This window comes from Nonomuraea sp. NPDC004186 (assembly GCF_053603495.1).
The window spans coordinates 24,993-43,525 of the sequence record NZ_JBSGFQ010000072.1 but is presented as its reverse complement, the minus strand read 5'-3'; the positions used below and the strand labels follow the sequence as shown (position 1 = coordinate 43,525).

Annotated in this window: 20 protein-coding genes; 10 read left to right on the top strand and 10 right to left on the bottom strand. The window is 71.2% G+C overall.

Translation table 11 applies throughout. From position 1 onward, the window contains the following. Positions 1 to 123: 123 nt before the first annotated feature. The 5 genes from ACWEPL_RS42530 (at position 124) to ACWEPL_RS42510 (ending at position 5,601) form a co-directional block, all read left to right on the top strand. Positions 124 to 1,077: a methionine ABC transporter ATP-binding protein gene (locus ACWEPL_RS42530; protein ID WP_363964191.1), complete on the top strand. Its 954-nt coding sequence runs from the start codon at positions 124 to 126 to the stop codon at positions 1,075 to 1,077. Then, entirely contained in the window at positions 1,074 to 1,730 is a 657-nt protein-coding gene (locus ACWEPL_RS42525; protein WP_363964193.1) for a methionine ABC transporter permease, read from the top strand. The genes ACWEPL_RS42530 and ACWEPL_RS42525 overlap by 4 nt, the downstream gene beginning before the upstream one ends. A gap of 9 nt (positions 1,731 to 1,739) precedes the next feature. Further along, on the top strand, positions 1,740 to 2,573 hold the full coding sequence (locus tag ACWEPL_RS42520; protein WP_363964195.1) for a MetQ/NlpA family ABC transporter substrate-binding protein: 834 nt from the start codon (positions 1,740 to 1,742) through the stop codon (positions 2,571 to 2,573). 102 nt (positions 2,574 to 2,675) lie between these two features. Then, entirely contained in the window at positions 2,676 to 4,211 is a 1,536-nt protein-coding gene (locus ACWEPL_RS42515) for an AMP-binding protein (protein ID WP_452439518.1), read from the top strand. Between the two features lie 154 nt (positions 4,212 to 4,365). Then, the gene (locus tag ACWEPL_RS42510; RefSeq protein ID WP_355192235.1) at positions 4,366 to 5,601 is read left to right on the top strand and encodes a S1C family serine protease; all 1,236 of its coding nucleotides are present in this window, start codon (positions 4,366 to 4,368) and stop codon (positions 5,599 to 5,601) included. A gap of 65 nt (positions 5,602 to 5,666) precedes the next feature. Here ACWEPL_RS42510 and ACWEPL_RS42505 read toward each other — a convergent pair whose 3' ends face one another. The 8 genes from ACWEPL_RS42505 to ACWEPL_RS42470 form a co-directional block, all read right to left on the bottom strand. Further along, positions 5,667 to 6,407, bottom strand: coding sequence for an ABC transporter permease (locus tag ACWEPL_RS42505; protein WP_363964200.1), 741 nt, complete (start codon positions 6,405 to 6,407; stop codon positions 5,667 to 5,669). After that, positions 6,400 to 7,281: an ABC transporter ATP-binding protein gene (locus tag ACWEPL_RS42500; RefSeq protein ID WP_452439517.1), complete on the bottom strand. Its 882-nt coding sequence runs from the start codon at positions 7,279 to 7,281 to the stop codon at positions 6,400 to 6,402. Before ACWEPL_RS42500 ends, ACWEPL_RS42505 begins: the two co-directional genes overlap by 8 nt. Further along, entirely contained in the window at positions 7,278 to 7,601 is a 324-nt protein-coding gene (locus ACWEPL_RS42495) for a winged helix-turn-helix domain-containing protein (protein ID WP_350726774.1), read from the bottom strand. Before ACWEPL_RS42495 ends, ACWEPL_RS42500 begins: the two co-directional genes overlap by 4 nt. Next, the gene (locus ACWEPL_RS42490; protein WP_363964203.1) at positions 7,598 to 8,221 is read right to left on the bottom strand and encodes a hypothetical protein; all 624 of its coding nucleotides are present in this window, start codon (positions 8,219 to 8,221) and stop codon (positions 7,598 to 7,600) included. The genes ACWEPL_RS42495 and ACWEPL_RS42490 overlap by 4 nt, the downstream gene beginning before the upstream one ends. Before the next feature lie 82 nt (positions 8,222 to 8,303). Continuing rightward, positions 8,304 to 9,980, bottom strand: a complete 1,677-nt coding sequence (gene cydC, locus ACWEPL_RS42485) for a thiol reductant ABC exporter subunit CydC (RefSeq protein WP_452439516.1) — start codon at positions 9,978 to 9,980, stop codon at positions 8,304 to 8,306. Beyond that, the gene (gene cydD, locus ACWEPL_RS42480; protein ID WP_452439515.1) at positions 9,977 to 11,677 is read right to left on the bottom strand and encodes a thiol reductant ABC exporter subunit CydD; all 1,701 of its coding nucleotides are present in this window, start codon (positions 11,675 to 11,677) and stop codon (positions 9,977 to 9,979) included. Before cydD ends, cydC begins: the two co-directional genes overlap by 4 nt. Positions 11,678 to 11,693: 16 nt before the next feature. Beyond that, positions 11,694 to 12,458, bottom strand: coding sequence for a cytochrome d ubiquinol oxidase subunit II (locus ACWEPL_RS42475; protein WP_350726782.1), 765 nt, complete (start codon positions 12,456 to 12,458; stop codon positions 11,694 to 11,696). A 13-nt stretch (positions 12,459 to 12,471) separates the two neighbouring features. Then, positions 12,472 to 13,641, bottom strand: a complete 1,170-nt coding sequence (locus ACWEPL_RS42470) for a cytochrome ubiquinol oxidase subunit I (RefSeq protein WP_363964209.1) — start codon at positions 13,639 to 13,641, stop codon at positions 12,472 to 12,474. Between the two features lie 156 nt (positions 13,642 to 13,797). On the opposite strand from ACWEPL_RS42470, the gene ACWEPL_RS42465 reads away from it, so the two are divergent. Continuing rightward, on the top strand, positions 13,798 to 14,163 hold the full coding sequence (locus ACWEPL_RS42465) for a PadR family transcriptional regulator (protein ID WP_350726786.1): 366 nt from the start codon (positions 13,798 to 13,800) through the stop codon (positions 14,161 to 14,163). On the opposite strand, the gene ACWEPL_RS42460 is transcribed toward ACWEPL_RS42465, so the two are convergent. Further along, positions 14,135 to 14,803, bottom strand: a complete 669-nt coding sequence (locus ACWEPL_RS42460) for a permease prefix domain 1-containing protein (protein ID WP_350726788.1) — start codon at positions 14,801 to 14,803, stop codon at positions 14,135 to 14,137. The genes ACWEPL_RS42465 and ACWEPL_RS42460 overlap by 29 nt on opposite strands. A gap of 105 nt (positions 14,804 to 14,908) precedes the next feature. Between ACWEPL_RS42460 and ACWEPL_RS42455 the strand changes: the two genes are divergently transcribed. Genes ACWEPL_RS42455 through ACWEPL_RS42445 form a run of 3 tightly spaced genes read left to right on the top strand, consistent with a single transcriptional unit; the run spans position 14,909 to position 16,036 of the window. Continuing rightward, positions 14,909 to 15,262 (top strand): VOC family protein, encoded by a 354-nt coding sequence (locus tag ACWEPL_RS42455; protein WP_363964212.1) that lies wholly within the window; start codon positions 14,909 to 14,911, stop codon positions 15,260 to 15,262. Continuing rightward, entirely contained in the window at positions 15,259 to 15,591 is a 333-nt protein-coding gene (locus tag ACWEPL_RS42450; RefSeq protein ID WP_350726792.1) for an ArsR/SmtB family transcription factor, read from the top strand. Before ACWEPL_RS42455 ends, ACWEPL_RS42450 begins: the two co-directional genes overlap by 4 nt. Beyond that, positions 15,581 to 16,036, top strand: coding sequence for an SRPBCC family protein (locus ACWEPL_RS42445; RefSeq protein ID WP_363964214.1), 456 nt, complete (start codon positions 15,581 to 15,583; stop codon positions 16,034 to 16,036). Before ACWEPL_RS42450 ends, ACWEPL_RS42445 begins: the two co-directional genes overlap by 11 nt. On the opposite strand, the gene ACWEPL_RS42440 is transcribed toward ACWEPL_RS42445, so the two are convergent. Next, on the bottom strand, positions 16,033 to 17,397 hold the full coding sequence (locus ACWEPL_RS42440) for a pentapeptide repeat-containing protein (protein ID WP_452439514.1): 1,365 nt from the start codon (positions 17,395 to 17,397) through the stop codon (positions 16,033 to 16,035). The two genes, ACWEPL_RS42445 and ACWEPL_RS42440, sit on opposite strands and share 4 nt — an antisense overlap. Positions 17,398 to 18,153: 756 nt before the next feature. On the opposite strand from ACWEPL_RS42440, the gene ACWEPL_RS42435 reads away from it, so the two are divergent. Beyond that, the gene (locus tag ACWEPL_RS42435; protein ID WP_192792540.1) at positions 18,154 to 18,519 is read left to right on the top strand and encodes a thioredoxin family protein; all 366 of its coding nucleotides are present in this window, start codon (positions 18,154 to 18,156) and stop codon (positions 18,517 to 18,519) included. Positions 18,520 to 18,533: the final 14 nt, after the last annotated feature.

Below are 18,533 nucleotides of genomic sequence, written 5' to 3'. Positions count from 1 at the left end.
GCGCAGGCTGAGCCACCTGCCCTTCCACCCCGGCACCCGCTGACGCCTGCCCCTCTTCTTCCTTCATGTGATGTACGTTTCCGCGGCCCGCCGACGGGCCGCTCTCAGTCGTGGGGATATTCCGTGATCCAGGCTTCAGGCCTGCGCAAGCAGTACGGGGACACCGTGGCGCTGGACGGCGTCGACCTGCACGTGCGCGAAGGCGAGATCTACGGCGTGCTCGGCCAGAGCGGCGCCGGCAAGAGCACCCTCCTGCGCTGCGTCAACCTGCTCGAACGCCCCACCGCGGGCACCGTCACCGTCGCGGGGCAGGACCTGACCGCGCTGCGCAGCGCCGAGCTCAACCGCGCCCGCCAGCGCATCGGCATGATCCACCAGCACTTCGCGCTGCTGAACTCGCGCACGGTCGCGGGCAACGTCGCCTTCCCCCTGGAGATCATGGGCGTGCCCGGGGCCGAGCGCGACCGCCGCGTGGCCGAGCTGCTGGAGCTCGTCGGGCTCGCGGGCCGCGGCAAGGACCGCCCGAACCAGCTCTCCGGCGGCCAGAAGCAGCGGGTCGGCATCGCCAGGGCGCTCGCGGGCAACCCGTCCGTGCTGCTGTCGGACGAGGCCACCTCGGCGCTCGACCCGGCCACCACCCAGTCGATCCTCGCCCTGCTCAAGCGGCTCAACGCCGAGCTGGGCCTGACGATCCTGCTCATCACCCACGAGATGAACGTCGTCAAGAGCGTCTGCGACTCGGTCGCCATCATGGCGAACGGGCGCATCGAGGAGTCGGGCGCCATCGCCGACCTCATCCGCACCCCCGGATCGCGCTTGACCAGGGAGATCTTCCCGCTGCCCGAGCCCGCCCCGGCCGGCTCGGTGACGCTGACGTTCACCGGCGACCCGCGGCAGCCGGTGGTGTCGGAGGTGGTCAGGAAGTTCTCCGTGGACCTGAGCATCCTGGGCGGCTCGATCGAGGACCTCGCCGGCGGCTCGGTGGGCCGGCTGCGGGTCGCGCTCGACGGCGCCGAAACCGCCGCCGCGCTGGCGTACCTGCGTGACGCGGGCCTGATCGTGGAGGAAAGCGCATGAACTGGGACGAGATCCTGCCGCTGCTCGGTCCGGCGACGCTGGAGACGGCGCAGATGGTCGGCTGGTCGACGCTGTTCACGGCGCTGCTCGGGCTGCCGCTCGGCGTGGCGCTGGTGGTGTTCGACCGGAACGGGCTGCGGCCGGCGCCGGCGCTCAAGTCGGCCCTCGGGTTCGTGGTCAACATCGGGCGGTCCCTGCCGTTCATCGTGCTGATGATCGCGATCATCCCGTTCACCCGCCTCGTCGTCGGCACGACCATCGGGACGGCCGCGTTCGTGGTGCCGCTCACGGTCGGCGCGGTGCCGTTCTTCGCCCGCCTCGTCGAGACGGCGCTCAGGGAGGTCGGCCCGGACGTGGTGCAGGCCGCGCAGGCCATGGGCGCGAGCCGGGCCACCATCGTGCGCAAGGTCCTGCTGCCCGAGGCGCTGCCCGGGCTGGTCGCGGGCCTGACCGTGACCGTCGTCGCGCTCATCGGCTACAGCGCCATGGCCGGCACGCTCGGCGGCGGCGGGCTGGGCGACCTGGCGGTCCGGTACGGCTACCAGCGGTTCGAGACGCTGCTGATGATCGTGACGGTCGTCCTGCTTCTCATCATCGTGCAACTTCTGCAAAGCCTGGGCGACTGGGTCGCTCGGCGCCTATCTCACAAATAAGGAAAAATCATGAAATTTCGTTATATAGCGGGTGCTGTTGCGCTGGCCTTGTCGCTCGCCGCATGCGGAACGTCGCAGTCCGCGACGACGGCCACTGAGTCGGCCGCCGAGTCGGCCGACACCGTGCTGAAGGTGGGCGCCAGCCCGGTGCCGCACGCGGAGATCCTCAACTTCGTCAAGCAGAACCTGGCCCCGGCCGCCGGGCTCAAGCTCGAGGTCGTGGAGTTCACCGACTACGTGCAGCCGAACGTGCAGCTCGACGAGGGCCAGCTGAGCGCGAACTTCTTCCAGCACAAGCCGTACCTGGACGACTTCAACGCCTCCAAGGGCACCAAGCTGACCTTCGTCACGCCGGTGCACCTGGAGCCGCTGGGCCTCTACTCCAAGAAGATCACCTCCGTGTCCGCGCTGGCCGCCGGCGCGACCGTGGCCGTCCCGAACGACGCCACCAACCTGGGCCGCGCGCTCAAGCTGCTCGCCGACAACGGCCTGGTCAAGCTCAAGGACGGCGTCGGCACCGCCGCCACCGAGCGCGACGTGGTGGACAACCCGAAGAAGCTGCAGTTCAAGCCGCTCGAGGCCGCTCAGCTCCCGCGCTCGCTCGAGGACGTGGACGCCGCCGTCATCAACGGCAACTACGCCATCGAGGCGGGGCTCAAGCCGGCTTCGCAGGCGCTGGTGCTGGAGAAGACCGAGGGCAACCCGTACGTGAACGGCCTCGTCGTCAAGGCCGGCCACGAGAAGGACGCCAACATCGTCACGCTCGGGAAGCTGCTGCAGGACCAGAAGGTCAAGGACTTCATCAAGCAGAAGTACGAGGGCTCCGTCATCCCCGCCGAGTGACCCCACCCGCGCGAAGCCGCGTCGCCCGTCCCGCCGACACGCAAAGGGGATGGGCGGGCGCGCGGCCTGGCGTGGGCGCGGGGCACCGAATAGTGTTCGGTCATGTATCCGGGAGCCATCGCAGCAGTCACCCCAGACAAGCCCGCTGTGATCATGGCGGGCTCCGGACGGATCATCACCTACCGCGAGCTGGACGAGGAGTCGAACCGGCTGGCCCACCTGCTCCGCGCCGCCGGGCTGCGGCCCGGTGATCACATCGCGTTCATGCTCGCCAACCACCCGCTCTTCCTGGCCGTCGCCTGGGCGGCACAGCGCTCGGGGCTGTACTACACGCCGATCAGCTCCCGCCTGCAGACCGACGAGCTGGCCTACATCATCGGCAACTGCGGCGCCCGGGCGTTCATCTCCAGCGCCGACCTGGCCGCCGTCGCCACCTCGGTCACCGACGCCACGCCCGGGGTCGAGCTGCGGCTCATGCTGGACGGCACGGCCGAGGGCTTCGCGTCGTACGAGGAGGCGGTCGCCAAGCAGCCGGCCACCCCGATCGACGACGAGTGCATGGGCGTGGACATGCTCTACTCCTCGGGCACCACGGGACGGCCGAAGGGCGTCAAGATCCCCTCGGCGCACGGCCCGCTCACCGAGCCCGGCATGCTGCTCCAGCTCGTCCAGGCGCTGTTCGCGCCGTCGGCGGGCAGCGTCTACCTCTCGCCGGCCCCGCTCTACCACGCCGCCCCGCTGCGCTACAGCCTGACGTTCCAGCGGCTCGGGGCCACGGTGGTGGTGATGGAGCGCTTCGACCCCGAGCAGTTCCTGGCGCTGGTGGAGCGGTACGGGGTGACGCACGCGCAGCTCGTGCCCACGATGTTCATCAAGATGCTCAAACTGCCCGAGGAAACCCGGACAAAGTACGATATGTCCTCGCTCGCGTACGCGATCCACGCCGCCGCCCCCTGCCCCGTCCCCGTCAAGGAGCAGATGATCGACTGGTGGGGCCCGATCATCCACGAGTACTACGCGGGCACCGAGGGCAACGGCTTCCTCTACGTCAACTCCCAGGACTGGCTCCTGCACAAGGGCACGGTCGGCCGTTCCCTGCTCGGCATCGTGCACATCTGCGACGAGGACGGCAACGACCTGCCCCCGGGCGAGCACGGCACGATCTACTTCGAGAAGGGCGGCCGGTTCGAGTACCACGACGACCCGGGCAAGACCCGCTCCGCGGAAGACCCTCAAGGCAGGGGCTGGACCACGCTCGGCGACATCGGCCGCCTGGACGCCGACGGCTTCCTCTACCTCACCGACCGCCGCTCGTACATGATCATCTCCGGCGGCGTGAACATCTACCCGCAGGAGGCCGAGAACGTCCTGTCGGTGCATCCGAAGGTGGCCGACGTGGCGGTGTTCGGGGTGCCGGACGAGGAGATGGGCGAGCAGGTCAAGGCCGTGGTCGAGCCGGTCTCCATGGCCGAGGCCGGCCCGGGGCTGGAGGCGGAGCTGATCGCGTACTGCCGCGAGCGCCTGGCCCACTACAAGTGCCCGAAGTCGGTGGACTTCCGCGAGCAGTTGCCCCGCCACCCGACGGGCAAGCTCTACAAGCGCCTGCTCAGGGACGAGTACTGGCCGGCTTCCGGGTAAATTTTCCGCATTTTCTCCGGACCGTCGCCGGTGGTTCCACCTTGGCGGATAAGGCGCCCGTTCAGACTTCTCATAAAGCTCTGATCAGCGGCTTAACGTGCGCTTACGCGTCTCTTGGCACCCTGGAGTCATCGGTACTCGAGGGAGATGACAGATGAACGCGAACGAGCCTCACGAGCAGGGGACCGGCGGGTGGAGCCAGTTCGGCAGCAACCCGCCGGCCGCCGGGGGCTTTCCCCGGCGGGACACGCAGATCATGGACCAGCCGGCCCCGCCTTCCTCGCCACCGAAGAAGCTCGGCTTCGCCGCGGGTCGCAAGACCGTCGCCGGGCTCGCCCTGGCGGCCACGGCCATCGGCGGCGGCGTCGTGGGGGCCGTCGTCGCCAACGCGTTCCAGCCGACGCAGCTGGCCAGCAGCGCAACGCCGAGTCCCGTCTTCAAGTCGGCCTCCAACCAGCTCACCATCGCGCAGGTGGCCGCCAAGGTGCAGCCGACCGTCGTGATGATCCAGGGTCAGACCGGTGAGGGCTCCGGCGTCGTGCTGTCGGAGGACGGGCTCATCCTCACCAACAACCACGTGGTCGTGGGCGCCGGCGAGGGTGGCGGGCAGATGACCGTCAAGTTCAACGACGGCAAGACCGCCAAGGCCAGCGTCGTCGGCACCGACCCGGCCACCGACCTGGCCGTCATCAGGGCGGAAGGCGTGTCGGGGCTGAGCAAGGCCACGCTCGGCGACAGCGACATCGTCAAGGTCGGCGACCCCGTACTGGCCATCGGAAGCCCGCTCGGCCTCGACGGATCCGTCACCGCGGGCATCGTCAGCGCGCTCGACCGCACGCTCACCGTCGGCGGCGAGCAGCGGCAGCAGATCCCGCCCGGCTGGGGCTGGGGCCAGCAGCAGGACCAGGGGAGCGGGACCACCACGATCGCCGGCGCCATCCAGACCGACGCCTCGATCAACCCCGGCAACTCCGGCGGCGCGCTGGTGAACGCCGCGGGCGAGCTGATCGGCATCAACACCGCGATCGCCTCGGACGCCGCGGGCGGCGGCGTCGGCTTCGCCATCCCGGTCAACACCGCCAAGCAGGTCTCCGAGCAGCTCATCGGCAGCGGCAAGGTCAGCCACGCGTTCCTCGGCGTGAGCGTCACCGACGCGACCGGCGACGTGCCGGGAGCACTCGTCAGGCAGGTCACCGACGGGAGCCCGGCGGCCAAGGCGGGACTGCGGCAGGGAGATCTGATCACCAAGATCGGTGACAAGGCGGTTGACGGGGGAGATACTGTAGTTGGGCAGGTCAGAGGTTTTAAACCCGGCCAACAGGTCAAGATCACATACATGAGGGACGGCAAGACGGCCGACGTCACCGTGACCCTCGAAGAGAAGAAGTAACAAGGACCCCCTCCCGGACGGGTGTGCCGTTGAGATCGCTGCGGACTCGGCGGCACACCCCCCTTTCAGGAGAAGCGTCTGCCCTCGTCGCGGCGGTAGGCCCAGCCCGCGGCGAGGGCGAGGACGACCGTCCAGACGGCCAGCATGACGACGGCGACCACGTTCGGGGCGCGGTCCGCGGTCACCGCCCAGAGCAGCTCCGCCGCACCCCGGGTCGGCACGTACGGGGAGACGGCCTCGATGAAGCCGGGCAGGACCTGGGGCGGCAGCAGCAGCCCGCCCAGCACCGCCAGCGGGAAGAACAGGATCTGCGACACGGCGATCGCCGCCTTCGAGCTCAGCCGGAAGCCGATGAACAGGGCCAGCAGCATGAACGGGATCCCGCTGACGACCAGCACGGCCAGCCCGAGCAGCAGCTTCACCGGCGTGATGGTGGCCTCCGTGAGGAACGCCGCCACCAGCAGCACGGGGATCACCGAGATCAGCATGACGGCCACCGTCGTCAGGATCCGCCCGGCGAAGCGGGGGAACGGGCCCGCCGGGAGCGTGCGCAGGTACGGGTTCCAGGGCTGCTCGCGGTCCTGGGCGACGGTGATGCTGAGCCCGATCAACGCCCCCGACATGGCCCCGAAGAACATCAGCGACGCCGTCGCCATCGTGGCCTGCTGCGGATCCTGCCCCGCGAACGGCACCACGAAGGCCAGCATCGACACGGCCGGGAAGAACGCGCTGGCCAGGAGGCTGATGGGCACCCGCAGCTGCTCCAGCATGAGGTAGCGGGTGTGCGCGAGGACCAGGCTAGGCATGGGCCGTCTCCTTCGAGGTGATGGTGAGGAAGGCCTCTTCCAGGGTGGTCGGCCTGATCTCGAGGCCGGAGAACGGGGTGCCGCTGCGCACCAGCTCGACGACCAGCCGGTCGGGGTCGGTGGTCACCAGGTGGGTCCGGCCGTCCTCGTGCTCGGTGCCGATCACGCCGGGCAGCTCGGGCAGGTTCTCGGCGACGAGCGAGACGCGCCGCACGCCCACCATGTCGCGCACGGCCCGCACCGTGTCGTCGGCCAGCACGCGGCCGTGGCCCACCACCACGACCCGCTCGGCCAGGGCCTCGATCTCCTCCAGGTAGTGGCTGGTCAGCAGGACCGTGCCGCCGCCCTCGTGGAAGGATCTGACGCCCTCCCACAGCGAGCGCCTGGCCTCGACGTCCAGGCCGGTCGTGGGCTCGTCCAGGAAGACCAGCCGCGGGTCGCCCGCGAAGGCCAGCGCCACGGCCAGCCGCCGCTTCTGGCCGCCGGACAGGCCGCCGACCTGCCGTTTGGCCAGGTCGGCGAGGCCGAAGCGGGCCAGCAGCTCCCCTTTATCCGCCTTTTTGGGGAAATGTGAGGAGACGAAGTCGACGATCTCGCCGACGCGTAACGACTCGGGCAGCCCGGTCTCCTGCGGGGTCACGCCGATCCCGCGCCGCATGACCGGGTCCTGCGGGGAGCCGCCGAGCAGCTCGACCGTGCCGGACGTGGGGCGGCGCAGCCCCACGAACAGGTTGATCAGGGTGGACTTGCCCGCGCCGTTCGGGCCGAGCAGCCCGACGAGCTCGCCCGCCCGGATGTCGAGCGAGACGCCGTCGAGCGCGAGCACGTCGCCGTAGCGACGGGTGACCTCGATCGCCCTGGCGAGCATGGTCATGAGATTCCTCCAGCATTGTCGAGCAAGGCGCGGATCGCCTTGGTGTAGTCCTCGAAGGCAAGCCGTCCGCGCTTGGTGAGTGCCACGAACGTGACGGGGGTGCGCCCCTTGTGCGTCTTGACGATCTGGACGTATCCGGCGTCCTCCAGCTTGGTGAGGTGCACCGACAGGTTTCCCGCCGTCATGCCGAGCAGGTCCTTCAGCGAGGGGAAGGCCATCTCGTTCCCCTCGCCGAGCACGTTGAGCGCGGCGACCACCCGGAGCCTGGCCTGCGCGTGGATCACCGGGTCGAGCTCCGGCGGTGCGTTGTCCGTGCTCACCGGCAGCGCCTGAGCCACAGGCCCGCGACGATGAAGCCGCCTCCCAGCAGCACCGCCGTCAGCAGCGCGTGCCAGCCGGCGCCGAGGAGCACGCCCACGGCGTCGACGCCCGCCACCCACGCCCCGATGAAGAACATCGGCCAGTTGAGCCAGATCGCGCCCCCGGCCATGTGCATGACCGCGACGACCATGAGCGACGCGCCTCCCCAGACGAGGCCGCTCTCGGCGGGTGGCAGGAGGTCGCTCACCCTGGTGGCGATGACGACCACGAGCATCATCCCGGCGAACCACGCGTAGCCGTACATCGTGCCCCTGGCCGTGTGGTCGCCGCGGACGCCCTTGCTCATCCGCACGATCCCGAACGCGGCCACCGCCCCGGCCACGATCTGCGCGCCCATCAGCACCGCCAGCGCCTGCATCTGGGAGATCGGCGCGTACGGGCGGCCGTCGAGGCCGTAGTGGAGGAAGAACGCGGTGAACCCGAGCAGCCAGGCGACGCCCCAGGGGGCGTAGAGCAGGAGCGGGTCGCCGTGCAGCCACCTCCTGGTGGCGGCCCGCTGCTCCTCGATGAGGCGCAGCATCTCCTCAGGGCTGGTCACCTGGTCGTCGTCGCTCGTCATCGCAAACCCCTCGGTCCCTCAAACTGGTTTGTATTTTAAACCAGATTGCCACGCCAACTCAATCCCTCGTTCGTCAGGGGGTTCAGCGCCTGGTCAGGACCTCGGACTCCCACAGATCGCGGTAGTAGCCGGGCACCGAGACGAGCTCGTCATGCCGTCCGCGCTGGACGACCCGGCCCTCTTCGAGCACCACGACCTCGTCCACGCTCTCCAGCCCCTTGAGCCGGTGCGTCACGAGGAGTGTGGTGCGGTCGCGGGTGACGTCGAGCAGGTCGCCCATCAGCCGGTCGGCCGTCTCCTCGTCGAGCGCCTCGGCGGGCTCGTCGAGCAGCAGCACCGGCGGGTCGTACAGCAGAGCCCTGGCCAGGGCCAGGCGCTGCAGCTGGCCGCCGGACACGGTCCTGCCGTCCTCGCCCAGCTCGGCGTCCCACCCGGTCCGCTCGACCCAGCCGTCGAGCCTGGCGTCGCGTACGGCCCGCTCCAGCTCCTCCTCGCCGGCCTCCGGGCCCGCGAGGCGCAGGTTGTCCTTCAGGCTGGCGCGGAAGATGTACGGGTCCTGGGTGAGGCCGGTCATGAGCGTCCGCACGTCGTCGCCGGCGAGGTCGCGTACGTCCACGCCGTTGACGCGGATGCTGCCCGACTCCGGCTCGACCAGGCGCATCAGGGCGGCCAGCAGCGTGCTCTTGCCCGCCCCGCTGGGGCCCACGATCGCCACCCGCCTGCCGGGCGTGAGCGTCAGCGACACGCCGTCCAGAGCGGCCCGCGCGGACCCGTGGCGGACCACCAGGTCGTCGATCTCGACGGTCAGCGGGGCCTCGGGCCGGGGCGCGGGGCTGGCGGGCTCCGCGACGGCCGGGGTGGCGGCGCGGACCTCGCGCAGGCGGCGCAGCGCCGCCGTGATCCCGGCCAGGCGCTCGCCCGCCGCCGCCAGCGGCAGCACCGGCTCGAACGCCACCAGGGAGGTCAGCGCGAGCACGGCCGTCGCGACCGAGCCGGCGCCCGCGCCCTGCGCGAGCAGGACGACGGCCGCCACCGTCAGGCCCTGCACGAGGGTGCCCCCGGCCAGGGCGGCGGCGTGGACGCGGGCCTGGCGGCGTTCGAGCGCGGCCAGGGACTCGTCGGCGGCCAGCGCCTTGGCCAGCGCCTCCTCGTCCGCGCCGTAGGCGGCCAGGTCGGCGGAGCCGTGCACCAGGTCGGCCACCCGGCCCGCCAGCGCCGCCCTGGCCGGGGCGATCCTGGCCGACCAGCGCCGGGCCGCGGCGGCCGTACCGGCGGGCAGCGCCACCCCCGCCAGCACGAGCCCGGCCACCAGCACGAGCGCCGTCACCGGCAGGACGGCCAGCCCGATGACGACGGCCGCCAGCCCCGCCAGCGCCGCCGCCGCGGCGGGGAGCAGGCAGCGCACGAGCAGGTCCTGCACGGCCTCGGTGTCGTCGACCATGCGGCTGAGCAGGTCCGCGCCGCCGTGCCGGGGCTGCTGGGGCGGGATCAGGGCCCGGTAGAGCTGTTCGCGGGTGCCCGCCTGGGCGCGGAGCGCGACGTCGTGGCCGGTGAGGCGTTCGGCGTAGCGGAAGACGCCCTTGCTCGTGGCGAACGCCCTGGTCGCCACGATGGCCACGCTCAGGGCGGCCAGGCCCGGCTGCTGCGCGGCCCTGGTGATCAGCCAGGCGGCGGCGGCGATGAGCCCGAGTCCCGCCAGGTCCGCCGCCGCGCCCGCCAGCACGGCCCAGAGGAGCCGCGTGCCCATGCGCCGGTTCACCGGCCGCTCCCTTCGCCCCGCCGCGCCGCGGGCTCGGCTTTTCGGTGCACGCGGGTGGTGTCGGAGACGACGCGGCCCTCGTGCACCCGGATGACGCGGTCGGCCAGGTCGATCATGGCCGGGCGGTGCGCGACGATGACGGCCGTGCGGCCCTGGGCCAGGTCCGAGGTGGCCGCCACCACGGCGGCCTCGCTGCGCCCGTCCAGGCGGGCCGTGGGCTCGTCGAGCAGCAGCACCGAGGCCGCGGGCCGGCAGAAGGCCCGCGCCAGCGCGATCCGCTGCCGCTGACCGGCGGACAGGTTGGCGCCGCGCTCGCCCACCACCGTGTCGAACCCCTGCGGCAGCGCGTCCACGAAGTCGGCGTGCGCGGCGGCCGCGGCGCTGCGGACCTCCTCCAGGGAGGCCGCGGGAGCCCCGAGCCGGATGTTGCCGGCCACGGAGGTGGCGAACAGGTGGGGCCGCTGCGCCACGAACGCCAGCCGCGCCCGCCAGCTCCCCAGGTCGAGCTCGCGAAGGTCGGTGCCGTCGACGAGCACCCGGCCCTCCGACGGCCGGACGAACCCGAGGACGAGATGGAGCAGGGTGCTCTTGCCGCCGCCGCTCTCGCCGACCAGCGCCACGCGTTCCCCCGGGCCGATCGTGAGCGTGACGTCCTCCAGGGCCGCGACGTCACGGCCGGGGTAGCGCACGGTCACGTTCTCCAGGCGGATCTCCGGCGCCCCCTGCCCGGCCGGATAAACCCGCCCATATGCGGGCTCGGGCTCGTCCGCGCCGTCCAGCACGGCGAAGGCCGCGTCGGCCGCCGCCACCCCCTCCATCGAGGCGTGGAAGCGCGTCCCCATCGCCCGCAGCGGCAGGTACGCCTCCGGCGCCAGCAGCAGCACCAGCAGCGCCGTCGTCAGATCCAGCGACCCCCCGAGCAGCCGCAGCCCGATCGGCACCGCCACCAGCGCCAGCGACAGCGACGCGCACAGCTCCAGCACCAGCGACGACAGGAACGCCACCCGCAACGTCCGCATCGTCGCGTTCCGGTGCGCGTCCGCGACCTGCTGGATGACGCCCGCCTGGTAGCGGGCCCGGCCGAAGGCCCGCAGGGTGGGCAGCCCGCGCACCACGTCGAGGAAGTGGCCGCCGAGCCGCGACAGGGCCAGGAACTGGCGCTCGGTGACGGCCTTGGTGGTCATGCCGACCAGGGCGCCGAAGACGGGGATCAGGGGCAGCGTGATCAGGACGATGAGCGCGCTCGCCAGGTCGGCGGCGAACAGCCGTACCAGCACCGCGAGCGGCACCACCCCGGCCACCGCGATCGACGGCAGGTAGCCGGTCAGGTACGCGTCGAGCCCGTCCAGGCCGCGCCCCGTGAGCGTGACCAGCTCGCCCGAGCGGTGCTGCGTGAGCCGCCCGGGGCCCAGGTCGCGCAGCCGGGCCAGCAGCCGGTGGCGCAGCGCCGACTTCACGCCGGTGGCGGTGCGCCCGGCGAAGACGCCCTGCGTCCAGGCCAGCAGCGCCCGCACGCCCACCACCGCCGCCAGCCCCGCCAGGGCGACGGCGGTGAACCTGCCGGACAGCACCCCGGCCAGCAACTCGGCCTGCACCAGCACGAGCAGCCCGGCCAGCACCGCCGCGACCATGGTCACGGCCAGGTGGCGACGGACCGACCGCTCGGCCCGCATGAGCCGTAGGAGATCCTTGTGCACGAGCCCTCAGAAGCCCTCAGAAGAACGACGGAAGCGGGACGGCGTCCTTCCCTGGGCGGAAAGTGCGCCACACCCATACTTGCGCGCCCAGGACGATGGGTGCGAACGGCAGCACCATGACACTGAGCACATTCAACGTGGCCGCCGGCGCGCTGTTCGCCAGCAGGTACGGCATCGCGCCCACGAGCACGCCCACCGCCGGGACCGCCGCCACGACTCCCGACACCACCAGGGCCCGCCCCGACCTGGACGCCCCGAAGACCCCGGGCGCCCGCCACGCCAGGAACGTCCACCCGTGGAAGGCGAACAGCAGCGTCACGACCGCCCCCAGCATCACCCCCACCGGGTGCACCACCGGGCCAGCGAACCCCGTGGCCGCCGCGTGGATCGTCATGCCCCACCCGAACGACAGCCCCAGAGACCCGAACGCGATCATCGCGTCCCAGAACCCCCGCCACCTGAACCCGTCCAGCCTGCGCCGGAACCACAGCCCCGCGTCCCGCAGGATCCAGCTCAGCAGCATGGCCACCACCAGCGGGTACAGCTTGAACAGCACCTCGCCCTCGAGCAGCGGATAGACGCCGAACAGCGTCCCGGCGACCGCCACCAGCCACACCTCGTTGGCCAGCACGTACGGCGCCATCGCGGCCACCATGCGGTCGCGGCCCTCGCGGGTCCTGCCCAGCAGCGGCAGCAGCAGCCCCACCCCCAGGTCGAACCCCTCAAGGGCGAAATATCCGGCCAGCAGCACGGCGAAGAGAACGAACCAGATCACTTCCATGTCGGCACCTCACTCAGTAACTCAGCGCGGGGGAGCGGGTCTCACCGGCGGGGACGGCGCCCAGGGCCACGTCGCGCGGCCCGCGCCGGACGATCCTGGCGATGAGCACGTAGTCGACGACCGCCAGCAGCCCCAGCACGCCCGCGAACCCGACGAGCGAGGCCGTGACCATGCCCGAGGTCAGCCCGGGGGACATGGCGTCGGCCACGGTGAGCTTCTCCCAGATCATCCACGGCTGCCGGCCGACCTCCCGCGCCAGCCAGCCCATGATCGCCAGCACGAACGGCAGCGGCGTCATCAGCATGAGCAGCGGATGCGTCCACCGCCAGCGCGGCAGCACGGCGATCATCGGCAGCATCACGAACAGCACGACCAGCGCGAGCAACTGCCCGAACTCGATCATCAACCCGAGCGGGAGCGCCGCGCCCACGTTGTCGCTGAACTTCCCCTCCTGGACCCCGGCGAACTGCGCGTACCCGAACCCGGTCGTCACGAAGATCCCGAGCGCCGCCGCGACCACGCCGGTCCGCAGCGACCTGGTGAAGAACTCCACGTGCTCGGTACGGCGGCGCAACTGGTACGCGCTCGCCCCCACCAGCACCATGGCCCCCGTGAACAGCCCCGCCCCGATGACGTGCGGGAAGGAGAAGATCAGGCTCTTGTTCGTGAGCAGGGCGCCGAAGTCGACCAGCTCCAGGCGGTCGCCGCGGGCGACGGAGCCGACCGGGTTCTGCAGGAACGAGTTGGCGAGCATGATGTAGAAGGCGCTCGCGTACGCGGTCAGCGTCACGAGCCAGATGCAGGCCAGATGCGCCCATTTCGGCAGCCGCCCCCAGCCGAAGATCCACAGGCCCAGGAACGTGGACTCCAGGAAGAAGGCCACCAGGGTCTCCATGGCCAGCGGCGCGCCGAACACGTCACCGGCGTAGTGGGACAGGCCGCTCCAGGAGAGGCCGAACTGGAACTCCATCACCAGCCCGGTCACGATGCCCAGCGCGTAGTTGACGACGTAGATCTGACCCCAGAAGCGGGTCATGGCCTCGTGGAGCGGTTTGCCCGAGATCGCCCAGCGCATGTTCATGATCGCCACCAGTGGCGCCAGGCCCAGGGTGAGCACGACGAACAGGAAGTGGAGGCTTCCCGTCACGGCGAACTGTGTCCGGGCCAGTTCGAGTACATCCATCGCGAACTCCGTTGTTGTGTCTGCCTACATATAGAGAGCCTACATGTAGACTGCCTACATGAGCGCACACGTCCGCACTTCGGCCGATGTCCCCCGGACGGAGGGGCGGGGCGCGGAGCATGCCGGGTCGCCCGTGCGGTGTCTAGGATCGGAATCATGAATCCGGACGCGCTGCGCGGGCACATGGACGCGCTCCTGCTCTCCGTGCTGGAGCGGGAGCCGCTGCACGGCTACGCCATCATCGAGGCGCTGCTGGAGCGCAGCGGCGGCGCGCTGAACGTGCCGACGGGCACCGTCTACCCGGCCCTGCGCAGGCTGGAGCGCATCGGCTACCTGTCCAGCGAGTGGGCCACGGTGGGCGGGCGCAAGCGCCGTACCTACCGGCTGACGGATTCGGGCAGGAAGCAGCTCGAAGGGGAGCGCTCGGCGTGGCAGGAGTTCGCCAGCGTGATCGGCGGCGTGCTCCGCGCGGACGCCGTGGAGGCCGGGGAGGTCAGCGGCGCGCGAAGGGCGGCCGGCTGATGCGCAGGCAGCGCGTCGCGCCGTAGATCTGCAGGCCCCAGCAGGCGGACGTCACCGCGTTGGCCAGCATGGAGGGCAGGACGTCCAGATGGCTCGCCCCGTTCGAGCCCAGGGTCAGCAGCATGCCCAGCGCCACGGTGACGGGCAGCATGCCCCAGACGAGCACGCCCAGCGACCTGGTCACCAGCCGCGGCCGGCGGATCCACCGGGCGCCCCGGCTCAGCGCGAACAGCGCGAGCCCGCCGTAGAGCCCGACGCAGAGCTGCAGGACGTCGAGCAGGCGCGAGACGGGCCGGTACCAGGCGGGCGCGAGGCGCCAGGCCTGGTCGTCGCCGGGATAGATGCGCCAGATCACCGACCACATCAGCGCGGTGATCGGCACGCTGATGAACAGCAGGAAGCCCAGCCGGCGCCCCGCCACGGCGGTCAGCTCGGACTGGTAGCCGGGGGCGACCTCCGCGACCTCCCCGAACTCCGCCACCGCGACCCGCTCGGCCTCCGCCCGTGCGAGCCCCTCGGCCTCCAGCGCGTCGGCGGTGTCGGTCAGGCTGTCGCGCGCCTCGACGACCAGATCGCGCTTCGCCCCCTGCGGGCCGGCCAGGGCGCTGTCGAGCTCCGCCACGTAGTCGTCGATACGCATGGCCCCCAGTCTACGGAGGACGATCTCGGTCTCCCATCGGGGAATTCCCCGATATTTCCGGGGCCGGGTTGATGTGTAGGAAAATTCCTACGTATAGTGTCCCACATGCCGATTTCTCAGATCCTCACCATCACCGTGCCCGTCGCCGACCAGGAGCGGGCGCTGGCCTTCTACACCGGCGTCCTCGACTTCGAGGTGCGCACCGACAACCCGTTCCCGATGGGCCGCTGGCTCACCGTCGCCCCCAAGGGGTCCGGGACCGCGCTGCTGCTGGCCTCCTGGTTCCCCGGCATGGCCCCGATCGGCGGCCTGGTGGTGGCCGCGCCCGACCTCGACGTCCTGGCCGCGCGGCTGCGCGAGCACGGCGTCTCGTTCGAGGGGCCGAGCGACGAGCCGTGGGGGCGTCAGCTGCTGTTCCAGGACCCGTTCGGCAACGGGTTCGTGGTCAGCCAGGCATGACGGCCGACCACGTGTTCACCGCGCTGGCCAGCCCGGCCAGGCGGGAGCTGCTGCGCCTGTTGCTCGACGAGGGAGCCCAGCCCGCCGGCCGGCTGGCCGAGCGGTTCGACATGAGCAGGCCCAGCGTGTCGGAGCACCTCAAGGTGCTCAGGGACGCCGGGCTGGTGGCCGAGAGCCGCAAGGGGCGGGAGCGGCACTACCGGCTGGAGGCGGCACCGCTCATGGAGATCCGCGACTGGCTCACCCCGTACGAACGGTTCTGGCGGGAGAAGCTGGCCGACCTCACGACCCTGCTGGACGAGATGGAGGACGACGACCATGCCCCGTGACACGGCGGCCGAGGACCTGCGCGCGATCAGGATCGACCAGTTCATCGCGCATCCCCCGAGGAAGGTGTGGCGGGCGCTCACCGAGCCCGAGCTGGTCGCCCGCTGGCTCATGCCCAACGACTTCAGGCCCGAGGTGGGGCACCGGTTCACGTTCACCACGGAGCCCAAGCCGCAGGTGGGCTTCGACGGGATCGTCTACTGCGAGGTGCTGGAGCTGGAGCCGGAGAAGCTGCTCAAGATCAGCTGGAGCGACCACAAGCGGGCCGACTGGACGGTCACCTGGCGGCTGGAGCCCGAGGGCAAGGGCACCCGGCTGTTCCTCGATCACGAGGGCTTCGACCCGGGCGACGAGTTGCAGCAGCTCTCCCGCCGCATCATGGGCGGCGGCTGGCGCTCGCGCCACTTCCGCGCGATCGCCGCCGTCGTGGAGGAGCTGGACGCCTAAGGGTTCAGGGCCGGGCTCGGCGGCTCCGCCCGGCGTTCGGCGTGCGAGGTGGACGTCCACATGACGGCGGCCGTGGTGATCGCCAGCAGCAGCGCGAACCAGCCCGCCGCCCGCCCCATGCGCATGCCGTACCCGCACAGGAGCCAGGAGACGGACAGCCACCAGCGGTGACCGGCCTGGCGCCGCATCTCCATGGCCGCGAACGCGAAGTCGGCCGAGGTGGCGCGGTCGCTGGGCTGCAGCCCGGCGTAGAGGTCGGCCAGCCGGTCGGGTGTGGCGCCGGGGTCGCCCGCCGCCTCCCAGCCGCGCATGGTGTGCTCGTCGGCCAGCGCGCGCCGGCGGGAGAACCAGCGCAGCATCGGCCAGCGCAGGCTCACCCGCAGGCCGCGCGGCGTCAGCGCGAACGTGCAGTCCTTGACCCGCACCGCCGACGGATGGGCCAGCCCGGCGAACCTGCACGCCGACAGGTCCAGCCCGTACAGTGCCAGGTCGCTCGCGTTCACCTGCCGCAGCGAGGTCAGCACGGACCTGCCCCGGCCGGTCACGGTGGCGGGGCCGCGCAGCACCGCGCCCTCCAGGTCGGCCTGGGAGTCGGTCAGCCGCAGCGTCGTCGCGCCCGCCACCTCGACGCCGCGCAGGTCGACGCCGCACCGGGACACCGCCACGTCCAGGAGCCCGTCGGCGCGGGCCCTGGCCGCCGACAGCCTGCCGGTGGCCGAGAGGTACGCGTCGGCGGCGAAGTGCGCGGCCTCGAACCCGGCGTGCCCGCTGACCTTGCGGAAGGACAGGGTACGGCCGAAGCGCGCCCCTCTGAAGGCGGCCCCGTCGCCCAGCCTGGCCCCGTCGAAGGTGGCGTACCCGTCGAACCTGGCCCGCTCGCACGACAGCCCGTGGCCGAAGACGGCCTGGCTGAACAGCGCGTCGCGGGACATCACGGCCCGGTCGAGGGAGACGTGCCCGCGCACGGTGACGCCGTGGAAGGACAGCTCGCGGGTGAACCTGGCGCCGGCCAGCGACACGTTGCCCTCGAAGCGGGCGCCGAAGAACGAGGCCAGCCGCTCGAACCTGGCGCCGTCGAGCGACACGTCGCCCGTGAACGTCACGCCGGACAGCCTTACGTCGCCGGTGAACCTGACCCGGTCGAGCCGGGCCCTGCCGGGCCTGCCGCCGGCGGCTTCGAGCACCCGGGACAGCAACTCGGCGCTGACGGTGGTGCCGCGCAGGTCGAGCAGGCGGCCGGGGGAGATCTCGTCGAGGGCCTGGGGGAGTTCGTCGGGTGCGAGGTGTGCGAGGCAGATGCCGGTCGTCCGGCTGGCGATTCCGGTGCAGGCAGCGGAATGCGCGCAGGTGACCCAGTCCATGAAGAGGTCATACCCGCCGGAGACGGTGTCAAGGTTCGATGTTTTAATGTTCTATCCGCTTTTAGGTGGAAATATGCGTTCTAAATAGGCTCTAAAGTGCCGGGCATGCGCGCTTTATCCAGAGCCTCCCTTGTTGCCCTGATTGTGGTGGCTCTCTCCCGCCTCGCCCGCCGTGGCGGCTCCCGCATCCCCTTGTGACACCCCTGCCACCCACCGGATCGCGCAGGTGCAGGGCAGCGGGGAGACGACCCCGCTGCCCGGCCAGACGGACGGGTCGAGGGCGTCGTCACCGGCGACTTCCAGCGGACCGGCCCGCCCGGCCTCTACCGGCCGGACGCGTTCCGCTCCTCCGACCACGACCCGCTGGTCATCGGCCTGACCCTGCCGGGGTGATGAATGTCACAACGCCCGCCCGCCCAGGTCTCGCGCGGGGCAGCGCAAATAGGATGGATCTTCCGAACCCCCTGGGAGAGGGTGAGCGTGCATTGGCGCACGTTGATCGACCCCGGACGCGCGCGCCGCGCGTCGGGACCTACGACGGTGGCGATCACTCGGGCACGCGCGAGGTGGTGCGGCTGATCAGGGAGCCGGCCCCGCGGGAGGTCGTCTTCGACGGCACCCGATGCATGACGTCAGGCGCGCGGTCCTGCCCCGACCCCGGCCTTCTGCGGCCGTCCGCATGGACACTGGAATGCCGGTGAGAGGGTAGGGGTTCATAACCATGGACAGTTTTCAGCGAGGGACGAGGAGCCACTTGTGGCGACCATCGAAGTAACAGAGCAGAACTTCAACGACATCGCCGACAAGGGGATCGTGCTGCTCGACTTCTGGGCGGAGTGGTGCCCGCCGTGCAAGAAGTTCGGTCCGATCTTCGAGCAGGCCTCGGGCCTGCACGAGGACATCACGTTCGGCAAGATCGACACCGACGCCGAGCAGGGGCTCGCCCAGGGCTTCGACATCACCTCGATCCCCACGCTCATGGCCATCCGCGACGGCATCGTGGTCTTCGCCCAGGCCGGCGCCATCCCGGCGCCCGCACTGGAGGACCTGATCAGGCAGGTGCGGGCGCTCGACATGGACGCCATCAGGGCCGAGCTCGCCGAGGAGATGAAGCAGAACTGACCCTTCCCAGGGGT